Consider the following 15,716-nt stretch of genomic DNA (forward strand, 5'->3'; position numbering starts at 1 on the left):
TTGAGATAATCGATATAGTACCATGTATTAGTAGTAGGTAATAAAGATGCTGAAGGCGCTCGTTTAGCCCTGACAGAATTTGTTAGAGGGCGCTGAACGAATGCTCGCTTTGCTCATACTCATATTGATAATCTAAGGAATCCAAGAACGCTTCCTAAAATTATCAACAAATTCCGAAGGGCTAGCGCCTGAAGCTCACTAAACAAGATCTCAAAGACACCAAATCCGCCTAACCGCCATCCATGGAAAAACACAAAACTAACCTAAAACCAAGGAGATGTTATCAAATGAAATCAGAAAATTTAATTGCCCCTGAATTTTATAATATTACGGATGAGATTGCACAATTTGACTCGGAGAAGGCGGCGCTGATTTGGCAGAATGAGGCTGGAGATGTGAAGGAATGGTCGTATCATCATTTGTTGGAAGCGGCGAACCGTTTTGCGAATGTAATCAAGCATGCTGGGATTGAGAAAGGCGATCACGTGATTGTGATGATGCCGCGATTGCTTGAGACGTACGCGGTTTATATGGGGATTTGGCTGACGGGCGCGATTATTATTCCTGCCTCTGAGCTTTTGAAGGCGCATGATTTAGAGTATCGGATTCATCATGCAAACGTGAAAGCGGTCATTGCGGACGCGAGTTGTACGGCGGAGTTTGATAAGATTGTGGACGCGCCAAGTGTCGCGACGCGGATTGTTGTTGGGGCGGACGGCGCGCTTGATGGTTGGCAGAATTATGAGCGGTTAGTTGACGCGGCGTCGACGGAATTTGAAAAAGTGGCGACGCGCAAGGATGATCCGTGTTTACTGGCCTTCACGTCAGGCACAACGGGAAATCCGAAGGGCGTGGTACACGTTCATGGTTGGGGTTACGCGCATATTCGGATTGCTGCGGACCACTGGCTGGATATTCGCGAGGATGACCTCGTTTGGGCAACGGCTGGACCTGGCTGGCAAAAGTGGGTTTGGTCGCCGTTCTTGTCTGTCCTTGGTAAAGGCGCGACGGGATTCATTTATAATGGGCGTTTTCGTCCCGCGAAGCAGTTGGAACTTTTGCAAGATAAGCAAGTGAATGTGCTTTGTTGTACGCCGACGGAATACCGTTTGATGGCGAAGGCGGACCACTTGGATGCGTATGATTTGAGTCATTTGCGCAGCGCCGTTTCTGCTGGTGAGCCGCTAAACCGCGAAGTGATCAGCGTTTTCCAAGACAATTTTGGCATGAAGGTTCGTGATGGTTATGGCCAGACCGAGAGTACGCTCCTGATTGGGACGCTTGTCGATTTTCCGATTCGTCCGGGCTCGATGGGCAAGCCGATTATGCCGGAGTACATGGCGATTATTGATGAAAATGGCCAGCCTGTTGGTGTCGGCGAAATTGGCGATATCGCGATGCGCAAGGATTTTCCCGCGCTGTTCCAGGAATATTACAAAGAACCTGAGCGTCTGGAAAAGGCGATTCGTGGCGATTATTTCGTGTCCGGTGACCGCGCCTATCGTGACGAGGACGATTATTACTGGTTCCAAGGCCGCAACGACGATATTATTATTAGTTCTGGCTACACGATTGGACCGTTTGAAGTGGAGGACGCGTTGACTCACCATCCGAGCGTGAAGGAAGTGGCTGTTGTGGCGAGTCCTGACGAGATTCGCGGCACGGTTGTGAAGGCGTTCATCGTTTTAAAAGACGGTTTTGTTGGGGGTTCAGTACTTGTGAAAGAGTTGCAGAACTTCACGAAAGAACACACCGCACCGTATAAATATCCACGCCGCATTGAGTTTGTAGAGAGTTTGCCAAAAACCGATTCTGGAAAAGTTCGCCGAGTAGCCTTGCGCGTAGCCGAATTCGCAAACATCTCACAATAATCGTTGCCAAATCCCGCAAAATTGGGTACAATCATTCCAAGTAACTTGCTTTTGAGAGAGGGAATGGTATAGATGGAAACACGGTTTATAGAGGCCACCCAAACACACGATTTGCGCCACCGCGTGCTAATTCCAGATCACCCAGTGGAGGCGCTTGTCTATCCGGGAGACGAGGATCAGACGACGTTTCATGTTGGGGTGTTTGACGACGACGAGAAGCTGGTTGCAATTGGGAGTTTTTACGAAGAATCAGACAGCCATTTTGAAGGTGAAAAACAGTACCGATTACGCGGCATGGCGAGCGATTCAAAGGCACGATTGCGCGGGCTCGGAAAAGCAGTGATTGTGTTTGCCGAGGAAGAACTGGCGCGACGTAACGCGGATTTACTTTGGTGTAACGCACGCGTAATTGCAACTGGATTTTATGAAAAAATGGGATTCTATTCGGTTGGAGAAGAGTTCGTGATTCCGAAGATCGGCGGGCATTATCGGATGGGGAAGGATTATAAATGAAGATTAGTTATTAAACGCAATAGAACCCCCAGTCTCCAGCCAGAGATTAGGGGTTCTTTTAGGATGTTTTTTCAACGCCATTATTAAATAGAGTGTCCTTATTGGGGCATAAAACCCGGTAAAGAATCTACAATATTAAGCAGTCTATCTGAAATATTTACAAGCGCATTTAGTATAAAAATCTGGATTATTAAGAACGCTACCATGCAAATAATAATGGCAATTTTGAAATACAAATCATTTTTATTCATGAGTTTTTCTCCCTTTTTATTAATTACCTATCTATATACAACCTAATACGGAAATTTATATTTATCGTAATCATACAACACAACAACCGTTACTGTATCATTTGCGTAATCAATTCCAAAACCTATCTTTTGATTTGTGTTAGAGTCCTGGAATTCAACCATGTCACCATATATCTCCGTACTTTTCTTTCTATAGTTAGTCCCATATTCCAGCTTAACATCCGCAAAGCTACTGCCGATACCGAGTCCTTTTTTTGTCGTAAAATTTTGCCCATCAATCTTGTCCCTTAGCTCCATGCAAACAATTTTTTTAGTTTTGGCGTCCGTTGTCACAATAAAACTATCTTTATCATCGAAATAATATATATTTCCTTCATCCTCGTTCGCAATTGCAAATTCAGGATAGTAATGTCTAATATGCGATTCATCCATTCTGATAGTTAGTTTTCCGATCCCCTCGTTTTTTAGCGAAGTGTCCTCAATAGGCCATACATTTTTTATCCATAAAACACCCATGTAGACCAGTAAACCTGTTAACAAGATTCCAATAATCAATAATATTTTTTTTAGCATTTTTCACCTTCCTAATGCGCATGATATGTCTTACCGTGACCAATTAAACCACTACATTTTCCATTTTTGGATTTATCTTCCCAAGCGCAATATCTATATTTAGCTAGCCCATAATCTTTTAAACATTGTACATGCCATACAAGTGCTCGGTCACAGTCACTCCATAAAAAATTCCTAGCAGCCATTACTGCATTTTCTGACTTCAGATAATATTTATTGTTTCCCCAAGGTCCATTAAATCTATTACAGGTTATCCGTGCGCCCTTACTATAAGATTTTACTACCTTCTCAAATTTAAATTTACTAGCTGGTGCTAAAGGAATTATCATAAATTTATCAGCATGTGCTTTATTTATCTTTTCGGTTTCATGTCCATTTTCCTCATCCATCCTGTTAATAAGTGTGTCTAAATTTATTTCCTCTACCAAGCTTACCTTTTTTTGCTCTCCTTTTTCAACAATTACTTTCTTTGCTTCCTCGTTTATCTCTGCTTCGATACTTACTGGGTTAGTATCATAGTTTGGTGAAGAGACGGTTACCTCTCCTTCTCCAGTTCTTACACTAATTTTAGTAGATACCTCACCATTCTCATCCGTTATGTAAGTAAGCCCATTGATGTTGACTGTTTCATCAGCATAACGTACATCTTTATACATATAATTAAGCTCTTTGTTCCATTTCCAGCCATCATTAAGATATAAATCGATTAGATCGTCTGGAGCATTATCTGGCATAGAATATTCCAACCTTTTTATATTTTCGACTACCAAATTATCTATAGAGGTATCAGTACTCTTTGGTATCTCATCTGCGAATACATGGAGTGAGCTCAATGTCACTCCAGTTAATAAAAATACTACGATGCATAAACTAACTTTTATTTCCCTCATTATTCACTTCTCCCTTTAAGTCTATTTTACTACTTTCTATTGATGGTTATTGTATTCCCTCGATTATTTCCAATCGCATGCTCACTATTACACTAACGAACAGAAAAAAATATTATGCTTTCACTCGTTACACTTTACTTTACAAGCACTGCAAATCCTCACATAAAGTTAATACGAATTATTAAGCATCACTCTTCTCAACTCCCTTTGTACCTATCTCCCCTTAATTTTAACCGAATACAAATAAATGCGCTGATGCCCTATACTTCAGAAATTACGATTAGCAGTATCATATAAAATGCTAGTTTTAAATTGCCCTATCTAATACCTAGAAGTGTATAAAAACTTAATTTCCCCACAAAATATTGAATATAACTTTTATGCGTTTTTTTTAATATCTAACTCACCAATTTAAAACAACTAATAAAATCACTGCTTAATCAATTACATCCATTGGTAAAGGTAGATCGAGAGCAAAGTAAATTTTAGGAGTATGTCCATTATCTTTTGTAAATGAATACCAATCTATTATCTTAAGCTTAAGCAAAATTGAGTTAAATTTCAAAAGATCAAAATTTTTATTTCGCACACCTTCATATACGTAAGTCACCTTTTGATCTATCAACCATAGTACACACGATGTTTTGCATTCCATAATCTCACCTAGTTGTTTTTTCGTTAAGTTCGGATATTTCTTCACATCATCGTATTTTTTTCTATCGTTGTATTTCAAAAGCTCATCTCGCACCTTAAACTCATTACTGTTAGATAATACTTGCATCGATAATAGCGATTGCTCGAAACTATATAATGCCATTGATGTTCCTGTCCCTCTCTTTATTGCAAGTAACTCTTTGCTATTCCGATTAAATATATCAGCCACTTCTATATATGTTCCATGGGTATTTATATTACGTTTATGGAGTTTCACCATATGAGATATTCCAGCTAACGCTTCTATATAACCACCTTCACCAGCGTATTCACCAGACTCGTCCCTTTCATATTGACAACTATATTCATCATTATAGTCTATTATTTCATTGATTTCTTTCATTTTTTCTTCAACTAGATTATAAAAACGATTATTAAAGTGTCCCCACATACCGTTGTCCAACAAGTATACTTTATCTTCCATTTGCAATTCGCAAAAACCAATTTTTTTAAATGGTATATCCTTAGTTATACAATCGCTCTCCTCGAATACACTAAATTTCAACTTAGATATATCCTCTATTAAATCGCCATACTTAATTACATACTCTTTTAATTGATTACTATCAATAGAAATCTCCTCTTCAGTTTCTTTTTTTGAATCAGACACATGAACAGTTGATTTTTTATCGCTTTCCAACATGGTTATCTTATTATCTATCAGTTGAATTTTACTAATACTAAAGGAAATAGATATATTATCATATCGAGCAATTGTGTATCCAAATAGTGTTAAGTTTATCTTTCTTAGATACTTTTATTAATCTTGGTATGGACGATATATTATCTTTCAACGATAACGCAATATCGATTTGACCAAATAAATCTATAAACTCATCTTGCTGCTCATCCTCTTGATTCAAACTATATTCCCTAGCAAATGTAATTCCTGTTCCACAGGTTAAGTTACTGCCAAAAAAGCTTTCTGATCTAGGTTTTCCACTTACGCTAAAATAACTTTCACTAGCTTGTGGAGATTCAGTTTGATTCTGCTTATAATTTGTTACGCCTTTCATTTTATTTCGTTGTATATAGCTTACACCTTTTAAAGAAATATCTTTATCCAATATAGTTTTTTCAGCAAAATTCAACCCGAAATTCATATCTGCTAACTTTTCAACTGTCCAATATGCTCGACCTTGCGGGAGTAAATATACATTTGTTATTGTCTGTACAACAATAATTGCATTATACTGATCAGGAATCGTGTAATCATCTTTACCACGATTTTATTGAAATGAGCGATCTGTTTGAAACTAATCTCAATATACTTGCAATCTATCCATATGTAAACCTACCTATTCATCCATTAAGTATTCATAATCCTCGAATACCTCACTTTTCCCAACCACTGTAAACTTCGAAAAATCATGCCTAACTTCTCGGTCCATCCGCTCAAATTTTCGCGCCACAAATATTACTCTGTATGTTCCTCATAGAAACCCTCCAATATCTACCTTTATTATATGAAATCATTTTTTAGATGTACAGCATCAAGCAGGAAGCATCTGACCTCTGTACATACATTTCAAATGAAACATATACGTTATTGTAATGCTTTTGCGAACAAAAAAAAGCCGCCCATACACTGAGCGACCCCCTTCATTTTATAATCCTCACCCGCTCCCTATCCAACTGCTTATTATTCGCATTATAAGCAATCAACTCCACCTTATCCGTGCTCTTATACCGAGTATGTCCTCCCACATAAAACTGGAACTTGCCATTCATAAAAGCACCGCCCAACTGTTTCGCGACACCATTCACAACTAAGCGAGCCCTCACAACTGGGCCACTGTAAGTTCCCGTCATATACTTGCTCCTATTCCGATAACCATTCAGCTTCACAGTCCCGCCGATCCTATTTAAAATCGCAGGATATTTGCCACTAAATTTGTTGCTTTCCATCTTCAATACCTTAATTTGAGGGACGACTGGTACTTTTTCACGTAGCAAACAGGCGTTTTTCGCGATAACGCTGCCAGCACGAGGTTTTACTGTATTTCCCGTAATTTGCACCGAATCCACTTCTGCTTGACCTTGCAAACTAAACAAATTTTGATAATTCGCGAGACCTTTCACAATAAATTGATTCGCTTGAATGGTCAGCTTTTTCACTCTACCGATCGGAATGGTGTCGTAGTTTGCGGGTGCCGTATCGGTATCTATTTTATTGTTCGAAAAATTGAGTTGTTGCACGGTATAGGCCGTATTGTTACGCCATGCAATAACCGCTGGACGCTGCTGTGTTTTTTCATTTTTGACGTTATTATTCGTTACTTCTACACTTTTTGTAGTACCGTTAATGGCGATAAATTTATTCAACACATTGTATGCGCGGTTATTCGTGATTTTGAAATGGCCACCGGAGAGGACGATCCCTTCATCAGGAGAATTAGTGGTCTTCGTTTTATTGAAGTCATTGTTGTAGATGTTCGCAACGGGGATATCCAGTAGGTATATGCTATTATCAATCACCGCGTTGAAAGCATTATTGTAGACGTTGAATTTGCTAATTTTATTGCCATTTACGACGATAGCCTGGTTTACTTTGGTAAATTCATTATTGTAAATGGTGTAGTTGTCGCCAGCATTTCCCTGAATTGTAATGCAGCGATTGAGCTCACTCAGGGCTCTGCCGTATTGGTAACCGTTATTGATAAAGCGATTATTGCGAATGATGATATTCTTGCTATCCGTGAAGCAAATCGAACTGTCGACTTTGCGCCAACCATATGTTTTGGAGTAACCTGTGAAAAAGCAGTTTTCCACGACGATATTCGTATTTTGATAAAAATTAATCGCTCCCCTACCGATCTGAGCCAAATCAAAGCTGACATTTTTGATGAAAATATTGTGGATACCAGCTTGATAGTGAAGCAAAGATGGCGTCTCTGAATTACCGTAGCCTTTGAAATTCGCTTTAACCGAAGAACCTCCTGGTGCGCCTTGAATGCTACATTTCACATTTCTAATTGGCTCATTTACGATGTAGGTAACTTCTTTTTTGTCTTTCAAAATGAGTGTCCCACTACCAGCTTGTTCGATGAGTGGCTTTAAATCAATAACACTAGCCGATTTTACAATTACGGAATTTTCCAAAATAACTAAGCATAATACAGTTATTAATGAAACCACGCCTAATAAATATAATTTTTTCAATGTCGCTCCCCCCTACATAATTCTATGAGCGTCATGATTGTATTTATTATTACTTATTTAGTTCCCCGAAAATGATATATGAAAACTATTGGGTAATAATTTTGATTACTTAGGAAGGATAAGCGTCGCGTAAAAGACGAAAAAGCCACCCATCCCTGAGTGACCCGATATTTCCCCCAATAGCTACTGCCGTCTTTTCCAGTTCTAACTGTTAGCATCAGGTCTACCCTTTTATTATTTTCTCGTCGTACTCATTCACCCGCCGAACAATTTCGGCTAATCGTGGAATCAGCGATGGTCCTGGACATTGTGTTGTCTCTGCAGAATTTCCTTCCGCGCATTGATGCCCAACGATTCGCATTTTTCGATCGTATCGCGCGTTAATATCTTGGATTAGTAGCACAAGCGAATCGATCGTTTTCTCACTGACTTCCCAATCTGGCGCTTCCGTGACATTACAACATTCAATGCCAATCGAATAAGCGTTTGCTGCCCGCGCATGCCAAGCCCTGTGCTCTTCACCAACATAGACTCTTATTTCCCCGCTCGGCCCAATTCCATAATGTGCAGAAGCCTCGCGCTCTCGCCATACCTCCGGAACCTCATCGAACTCCGTTTTCGCCATATGATGCACAACAACCGTCGTGATTTCTGCGCCTTCTCTGCTATCCCATCTTTCCTCTCCAGGATTCACAAAGCTTTCAAACTCGTACGGAGTTGCTAACGGACTAATCGTGGACATACACTTCGCCTCATTTCTTTTTCTAAAAGTATACCACAAGAAAACCACCCCAGATTCGGAGTGGCTCGCCTCATTACTTCTCTTCTCTTAATTTCCTATTACGTTCTGCCAATTCCACAAGATACATTTTCTCCTGCTTATCCGCTTTATAGAACATCAACGCAATCGCTGCAATCGCAAAGCCGACAATCGGAATCCAAATAAAGTTGAACTCAATCGCATGTAGCGCGCTCGTAGATTGGACTTTATTCGCTTGATAACCACCCGCCGCTAAGATTCCTGCAGTCATCGCGCCACCAATTCCCATTCCAAACTTCGCGCCGAAGCTTGATGCGGAAGTCAGCAATCCTTGTGCTCTCACGCCACTTTTCCACTCTCCATAATCGACGGTATCTGCAAGCATAACCGACAGCAATCCAGAGATAAATCCAGTTCCAAACGCGTTAATCACAACGCCGACAATGATAATCGGCACGCTCAGGCTATACGCCCCAACGCCCATAATCACTTGTCCAATAATCGCCAAAACAAGTCCGCCAACCATCGTGTTTCGTTTACCCAATCGTCCAGCCACAGCGGGCGTCATCAGCAACGTCAAAAGTGATCCAAACGCCAGCGCCATAATCATCGGCACCAAATCTTCGCGCCCCAAATTATATTTGAAGAAGTAAATCGTCGTTTGGTTTTTCATCGTCATCGCCATCCAATAAATGAAGTTCATCAAAATCATGATCGCCCATGGCCAATTCCGCTTAATCGCCTGAATACTGTCCTTCACGCGCACAACTTTTTGCACGTTTTCGATGCGCTCTTTCGTGTTGAAGAACGTGTTCAGCAATAATACCACAGCCACGATGGAAAAAATCAAAATCGTGAGGAAAAAGCCTTTTTGGTCGTCGCCTTTTCCGAGTGCTGCTACGATTGGCAGCGTGAATACGGTTACAATGATTTGCCCTAGCGTTCCACCAAATTGGCGAACCGTTCCCAATACTGTTCTTTCTTGCGGGTTATTCGTTAAACTTGGCAAAATCGATGTGATCGGCAAGTTCACGCAAGAATATAAAATACCTACTAAAATATAGGTGATGTAGGCCCATGACAATTTTCCAGCGTCGTCAAAGCCTGGTGTCGTAAAGGTTAACACGCACATGAGGCCAAATGGAATCGCGAACCACAGGAAAAATGGTCGACTTTTGCCCCAGCGTGTATTGGTCCGATCGATGAAAATCCCGATGATCGGTCCGTCGAAAGCATCGATCACGCGCGCGACTAGAAATAGCGTTCCAACTGCGGCCGCGCTTAGTCCGTAAACGTCTGTATAGAAAAACATTAAATAGGTCGAGATAACTTGAAATGCTAGATTACATGCGGTATCACTTAAACCATAACTAATTCTTTCTTTCCATGGCACCATTGCTTTCAATGGCTGTTCCGTCGATATTCTTCCTGTTGCTTCCATTAAATCTCCACCTTTTTTAGTAGTCGCCCATCTCGACGCAGAGATGGGCTTGATTTTTTATGCTAGTTTGATTGTTTTTTCAGATGTTTTGTATGTTTTTGTCCCTGATTCGTGTTGTTTATGCCAGATGACTTCGTAGTTCGCCAAGCCTTCTGTGTGAACCGTTATTTCAGAATTGTTATTTCGGACGCGGATGGTTGCTTTTGGTGTACCGTTTGCTTGATAAATCACGGTTTCCGCGCTCGCGTTCGCCGTTTCAAAACCGTATACGTGGATCGCCGGATTTTCCGCATAATCGTATTCTGCGTGGTCATCCTGTGAACCGCACACGATAATGCTGTTTTCCTTCGCCAAAAGCGGGAAGCTCATGTAATCGTGATGCTCGCTCACCCATGTGCCGCCGTCGTACACTGCATCGGTCAGAATATTTGTCCACTTGCCTTTTGGAAGGTAAAACTCGGCGCGACCTTCGTCATTGAAAATTGGCGCTACGAGGAGATTCTCACCTAACATGTATTGACGGTCAAGCGTCGCGACGGCTGGATCTTCCGTATAAGAAAGCACCATCGGACGCATCATTGGCATACCATCTTGATGCGCCATTACGGCTTGCTTGAACAAGTACGGCATCAGACGCATTTTTAATTTCGTGAATTTCCGCGTCACGTCCACCGCTTCTTCGTCGAAAATCCACGGTACGCGATACTCCACGTTTCCATGGTAACGGCTATGCGATGATAGCAAGCCAAACTGTGTCCAACGCTTGTAAATATCCGGTGTCGCGCCCTCTTCAAAGCCGCCGATATCGTGGCTCCAAAAGCTGAATCCCGATAGCATAAAGGATAAGCCGCCACGTAACGATTCAGCCATCGAGCTGTACGTCGAAAGGCAGTCACCTCCCCAATGAACCGGGAATTTTTGCGATCCGACTGTGGCTGATCTGGCGAATAGTACGGCTTCTTGCTCGCCTTTCTTCTCTTTCAACAGATCAAACACCACTTCATTGTAAATGTACGCGTAATAGTTATGCATTTTTTCAGGATCGGCGCCGTCGAAATACTGCACATCGATCGGGATTCGTTCGCCGAAATCCGTTTTGAATGCGTCCACGCCCATATCGATTAACACGCTCAACTTATCACGATACCACGCGCACGCCGCCGGGTTCGTAAAGTCGACAATCGCTTGCCCACCTTGCCATAAATCCCACTGCCACACGGAACCGTCTTTATTTTTGATGAAGTAGCCATGTTCTTTACCTTCCGCGAAAAGCGCCGACTTCTGCGCGATGTACGGATTAATCCAGACGCAGATCTTCAAACCCTTCGCCTTCAACTTCGCGAGCATTTTCTCAGGTTCCGGAAAAACACGACGATCCCATTCAAAATTGCACCACTCAAAATCCTTCATCCAAAAACAATCGAAATGGAACACATCCAGCGGGATATCCCGCTCTTTCATACCATCGATGAACGAATTCACGGTCTCTTCGTTGTAATCCGTACAAAAGGAAGTACTGAGCCATAGTCCGAACGACCAAGCTGGCGGCAAGGCTGGTTTTCCCGTCAAATCCGTATACTTCCGCAAAATCTCTTCCATCGTTGGTCCATAAATAATCATGTACTCCAACGTCTCGCCGGCAACGCTAAATTGATTTTTCGACACGTGCTCCGAGCCAACTTCAAAGGACACACACTCGGGATGATTCACAAACACGCCGTAACCTTTATTGCTCACGAAAAACGGAATATTCTTGTACGACTGATCACTACTCGTTCCGCCATCCTTATTCCAAATATCCACGGTTTGTCCATTCTTCACGAAATTCGTAAAGCGTTCGCCTAGCCCGTAAATATTTTCCCCAACACCAAGATCCAAGCGTTCCCTTATGTAATTTTGATCCGCGGAAGTGATGTAACCTTGCCCATTCACATCCGATTTCGTCAAAAACTGCTGCTTCCCGAAAAAGGACAGGCCATAGTTTTCTTTATCGATTTGAACCTCGAGATCTCCCGACTTGATTGTAATCGCTTTCTCATTATCCGTCATTTGTAGCGAAACCTGCTGTTCTTCCACATGAAACGCCGGGGACTTTCGATCGCCGCCATCGTGATGCTTCAACCACACGGTGAACACATCTTCTCGTGGCGAACGGATCTCAGTCGTCATCAAACCAAGATTCAATGTATCTCCACGCGTTTTTAATTTTTTTTAAAAGGTGCGAAAATCGTCGCTGTATCCGCTTTCAATTCATAATCAAATACTTCTTTCGGATTTTGGATTTCAAAGCCTTCTTTTACAAGCCAAATCCCATCTGTAAATTTCATTTTCGTCCCTCCTTAGACTCAATTAAGTTAGTTAGCATAACAAACCAACTAACATCATAATAATACGCCTCTTTCATTTTGTCAAGCGTTTTCTTCATAGACAAACAGGGCACTACACGCTACAATAAGTAGTAAGAATAAGGGGGTACTGCAATGTTTGCAAATCGAACTGGCATTAGAGAAACCAATGAGCGTACCGTTCTGAGCGTCATCCTTAATGAAGGACCTCTCTCACGTGCTCAGCTCTCTGAAAAAATTGGTCTAAACAAAGCTAGCGTTTCTGCCATCGTCAAAACACTGATCGATCAACAACTCATAAAAGAAGTCGGCATCGGCGAAAGTACCATCCAAGGTGGCCGCAAACCGATCATGCTTGAGCTCAACAAAGCAGCTGGCTTCGCGATTAGCGTCGATATTGGCCACGATTACATAGATACGATGGTTCACTACCTCGACGGCTCCACCCTAAAAAGAAAACTACTCCCGTTTCGCGTCGTCGAAAAAGCAACCATCACCGCTGATTTAGTCACCATTCTCCAAGAAATCACCGCCCAGCTTCCAGAATCACCTTTTGGCATTGTTGGTATGACGATCGCAATTCATGGCATCATCCACAATAATGCGATTGACTTCACGCCAGTTTATGACTTTTCCGATTTTCCGCTTGCCGAAGAGCTTGAGAAACATCTGGATTATCCGATTTTCCTAGAGAATGAAGCGAACCTACTCGCGCTTAGCGAACACGCCAAAAATAGTGCCTTCAGCAACCTTGTCTGCATCAGTATTCACGCTGGCGTCGGCGCCGGTATTATTATGAACGACCAGCTTTACACCGGGGAAAACGGGCTCAGCGGCGAAATCGGCCACATGATCGTGCAAGTCAACGGAAATCCCTGTACTTGTGGCGGAAACGGTTGCCTCCAGACGTATAGTTCAGAAAAAGTGCTTTTGGATACGTATCGTGAACTTTCAGGGAACAAAGAAGCGATTATTCCCGATGTTTATCGCGCCTATGCGAAGAACGACGCCCTTGCGATGAAGCTGATCAACAACATGATCGACTACTTAACGATTGCCGTCCACAACATCATTACGCTTTATAACCCGAGAGTTATTGCCATTCACAGCGAAATTAGCCGCCTCCTCCCTGAGTTTCCAGAGAAAATCAAGCACAAGTTACCGCACCTCACATCAGCGAACATTCAGATGAAACACGCCAGTCTCGGTGAAGAAGCCATTCTATTTGGCGCCGCGGTAGTAACGATTGCGAATTTCTTAGAAGTACCAAGATTCGAATTAAAAAAATAAGCACACAAAAACCAAGTCGGGCAAAATGACTTGGCTTTTTGTGATGCTCTTTTAAACCATTTCTGGGTTTTTAAATAGTCCGCGCCACGTGCGCATCATGATGATGAGACACACCGTAAACGCGCCGACATCTGCCAGTGGGAAAGCGTACCAAACTCCGTCCAAGCCCCAAAAATTCGGTAAAATGAGGAGCAGCGGAATCAGACAAATAATTTGGCGCATCAGCGAAATCACAAAGGAGATTCGCGCGCGACCAAGCGCTTGATACAAGCCACCGCAGACGATTTGGAAACCGATTGTAGGTGCTGCGAGCAAAACGATTTGCACGGCGTGTGCTCCGTCTTTTAGGAGTTGCTGATCGGTAGTAAAGACGCTGACCAGCAAATCTGGAAACAGCTCGACGACGGCAAATGCGACGAGCGACATCACGGTTGCTGCTACGATAGAAAGCTTCACGGCTTTTACGACCCGCTTATACTCGCGCGAACCGTAGTTAAATCCGACAATTGGTTGCATGCCTTGTGTCACGCCATTAATCGGCATAATCATGAAGGATGCGATTCGATTTGCGACACCATACGCTGCAATTGCCATCGTCCCGCCATGAATATTGAGCATCCAGTTTACCGCGATCGATACGACACTTCCCGCGGACATCATGATAAACGACGGGAATCCAATCGCAACAATACTTCCCGACAATTTCCAATCAATATGAAATCGGAGACCTTTTAGCGTCAGCGAACTTTTCCCGGATAGAAAGTAGATGAGTAGCCAAACCGCGCCAACCGCCTGCGCTATCAACGTCGCAAACGCCGAGCCACGAATCCCCATATCCAGACCCATAATGAAAATTGGATTCAAAATCATATTCAAAACCGCCGAAATGATCATTGTCAGCATCGCAATTTTGGCGTTCCCCTCCGAACGAACGATATTATTCATCGCCATCGCGAACGTTTGAAATACCGAACCCAGTAGCAAAATTTGCAGGAAATCCTTCGCGTATTGGTGAATCTCCGGTGTCGCGCCAAACATCGTTACGAGCGGATCAAGAAAAATAAACGTCACGATTGCCAGCAGTAAACTCGATATAATAACGAGCCAAATCACCTGATGGTACACTTTATTGGCCTCGTCCTGCTTTCCTGCGCCAAGTGCTCGCGAAATAATCGACGCCCCACCGATACCGAACATGGCGGCCATTGCCATCATGATCATCTGCACCGGAAAAGCAATCGAAAGTGCCGCTACACCTAACGATCCAACGCCACGCGCCACGAAAATCGTGTCGACAATATTGTACATGCCCATCACGAACATGCCGATAAACGCCGGAACGGATAAACGCCACATCAGCGACCCAATTTTATCCTCACCCAGTCGTTTGCTCTGTTCCTTCATTCCAAATCACCCGCCTCCTGGTAATTTTGCGCATTAGCCGACATTCGCAAGAGTAAATCGATCAACTGCTCCTTCTCCTCTTCCGAAAAATCTTGCGTCAAAATTCCTGACCATGTTTTCATTGTATCCTCGATAAGTGGCTGGACTTCCCTGCCTTTATCCGTCAAATAAACACAATGTTTGCGCTTGTCGGCTTGGTTCACTTCTCGTCGAATCATGCCTAGCTCTTCCAAGCGATGAAGGTGTCGCGCAACATTGGCCTTATCGACCATGAACCGTTTCACGATCTCATCCTGTGATAAACCATCGAACTGGTACAGCGTCGCAATGTAACGCAATTGTCCGACACCCAGTCCATATTTCTTTAACCGTTCTAACTTAAATGTATTTCCACACCGATTCACAATCGACATCGACTTTGCTATAATTTCGTATCTCTCTGTCATAATATCCTCTTTCTCAACCGCTAACTTGGTTGCGCAATCAACTTTATCCATTATAG

The 15,716-nt window shown here is 42.7% G+C and carries 12 protein-coding genes and 1 pseudogene; 3 read left to right on the plus strand and 10 right to left on the minus strand.

All coding sequences use genetic code 11. The features are described 5' to 3' along the window. Window positions 1–287 precede the first annotated feature (287 nt). Complete coding sequence (locus PGRAN_RS08775; protein WP_036066535.1) at window positions 288–1,871, plus strand: acetate--CoA ligase; 1,584 nt, start codon at window positions 288–290, stop codon at window positions 1,869–1,871. 72 nt (window positions 1,872–1,943) lie between these two features. Continuing rightward, a complete protein-coding gene (locus tag PGRAN_RS08780; RefSeq protein ID WP_036066536.1) occupies window positions 1,944–2,384 on the plus strand; it encodes a GNAT family N-acetyltransferase in 441 nt (146 codons plus the stop codon). A gap of 293 nt (window positions 2,385–2,677) precedes the next feature. Here the strand turns inward: PGRAN_RS08780 and PGRAN_RS08785 are convergent, their stop codons facing one another. The 8 genes and pseudogenes from PGRAN_RS08785 to yicI form a co-directional block, all read right to left on the minus strand. Continuing rightward, window positions 2,678–3,208 (minus strand): hypothetical protein, encoded by a 531-nt coding sequence (locus PGRAN_RS08785; protein ID WP_036066537.1) that lies wholly within the window; start codon window positions 3,206–3,208, stop codon window positions 2,678–2,680. An 11-nt stretch (window positions 3,209–3,219) separates the two neighbouring features. Beyond that, complete coding sequence (locus PGRAN_RS08790; protein WP_036066538.1) at window positions 3,220–4,098, minus strand: hypothetical protein; 879 nt, start codon at window positions 4,096–4,098, stop codon at window positions 3,220–3,222. A 436-nt stretch (window positions 4,099–4,534) separates the two neighbouring features. After that, window positions 4,535–5,455, minus strand: a complete 921-nt coding sequence (locus PGRAN_RS15695; protein ID WP_051998537.1) for a DUF6119 family protein — start codon at window positions 5,453–5,455, stop codon at window positions 4,535–4,537. Window positions 5,456–5,513: 58 nt separating this feature from the next. Next, on the minus strand, window positions 5,514–5,903 hold the full coding sequence (locus PGRAN_RS15700; protein WP_206537360.1) for a hypothetical protein: 390 nt from the start codon (window positions 5,901–5,903) through the stop codon (window positions 5,514–5,516). Between the two features lie 511 nt (window positions 5,904–6,414). Further along, the gene (locus tag PGRAN_RS08800; protein ID WP_051998539.1) at window positions 6,415–7,974 is read right to left on the minus strand and encodes a right-handed parallel beta-helix repeat-containing protein; all 1,560 of its coding nucleotides are present in this window, start codon (window positions 7,972–7,974) and stop codon (window positions 6,415–6,417) included. A 223-nt stretch (window positions 7,975–8,197) separates the two neighbouring features. Continuing rightward, window positions 8,198–8,716: a peptidoglycan recognition protein family protein gene (locus tag PGRAN_RS08805; protein WP_051998540.1), complete on the minus strand. Its 519-nt coding sequence runs from the start codon at window positions 8,714–8,716 to the stop codon at window positions 8,198–8,200. Between the two features lie 73 nt (window positions 8,717–8,789). Then, window positions 8,790–10,175 carry a glycoside-pentoside-hexuronide (GPH):cation symporter gene (locus PGRAN_RS08810; protein WP_036066539.1) on the minus strand — a complete coding sequence of 462 codons (1,386 nt, stop codon included), beginning with the start codon at window positions 10,173–10,175 and terminating at the stop codon, window positions 8,790–8,792. Window positions 10,176–10,232: 57 nt separating this feature from the next. Further along, window positions 10,233–12,502 (minus strand): annotated as a pseudogene (gene yicI, locus PGRAN_RS08815) (alpha-xylosidase). Between the two features lie 153 nt (window positions 12,503–12,655). Here yicI and PGRAN_RS08820 point away from each other — a divergent pair. Continuing rightward, entirely contained in the window at window positions 12,656–13,810 is a 1,155-nt protein-coding gene (locus PGRAN_RS08820; protein WP_036066540.1) for an ROK family transcriptional regulator, read from the plus strand. 51 nt (window positions 13,811–13,861) lie between these two features. Here the strand turns inward: PGRAN_RS08820 and PGRAN_RS08825 are convergent, their stop codons facing one another. Then, window positions 13,862–15,214 (minus strand): MATE family efflux transporter, encoded by a 1,353-nt coding sequence (locus PGRAN_RS08825; RefSeq protein ID WP_036066541.1) that lies wholly within the window; start codon window positions 15,212–15,214, stop codon window positions 13,862–13,864. Then, window positions 15,211–15,660 carry a MarR family winged helix-turn-helix transcriptional regulator gene (locus PGRAN_RS08830; protein ID WP_036066543.1) on the minus strand — a complete coding sequence of 150 codons (450 nt, stop codon included), beginning with the start codon at window positions 15,658–15,660 and terminating at the stop codon, window positions 15,211–15,213. Before PGRAN_RS08830 ends, PGRAN_RS08825 begins: the two co-directional genes overlap by 4 nt. Between the last annotated feature and the right edge of the window lie 56 nt (window positions 15,661–15,716).

It is taken from the genome of Listeria grandensis FSL F6-0971, assembly GCF_000525835.1.
Classification (GTDB): Bacteria; Bacillota; Bacilli; order Lactobacillales; family Listeriaceae; genus Listeria_A; species Listeria_A grandensis.